1 protein-coding gene is annotated in these 569 nt (G+C 36.0%); it reads right to left on the bottom strand.

Annotated elements, in window-relative coordinates:
* Positions 1 to 569, bottom strand: a 569-nt coding sequence (locus ACRRMM_RS19150) for an ArsB/NhaD family transporter (RefSeq protein ID WP_432450939.1), incomplete at both ends; no start/stop codon positions are given.

The following is a 569-nucleotide window of genomic DNA, read 5'->3' as shown; positions in this document are numbered from 1 at the left end:
GACAACAACGTACATACCTATGGAAAAGAAAACGATCGCCCAGGGAGCTTCTTTTAGAACGCTTTTTGTTTGAACAGAAGGGCTTTTTTGTGCAATGACCAAGAATAAAATAGCAATCACTCCAGCTATGACCGATACAGGTATAGATAAAAATTCGCTTGCAAAATAACCAATCAACAAAAAAGCTAATATATACCAAGATAATCTAAACATCTTTGGATCTTTTATTGCTTCACTAGGTTGTTTTAACTCATTCATATCATAGTGTTTAGGTATACTCTTTCTAAAGAAAAGGTACAGTACAGTGATACTCGCAAGCAACGAAAAAAGGTTTGGAACAACCATTCTGGATGCATATTCAATAAATGTAATGTTGAAATAGTCGGCTGTTACAATGTTCACCAAATTACTTACGACAAGTGGAAGCGATGTTGTATCTGCAATAAACCCACTCGCGATAATAAAAGGGAATACTATTTTTTCATTGAAGTGTAATGCTCTGACCATGGCTAAAACAATGGGTGTCAAAATAAGTGCTGCACCATCGTTTGCAAATAGAGCAGCGACGA

The organism is Bacillus sp. XT-4 (assembly GCF_050864245.1).
GTDB lineage: Bacteria > Bacillota > Bacilli > Bacillales > Bacillaceae > Bacillus > Bacillus altitudinis.
Note: the sequence above shows the minus strand (reverse complement) of the source record. Positions and strands in the feature narration are given on the sequence as shown.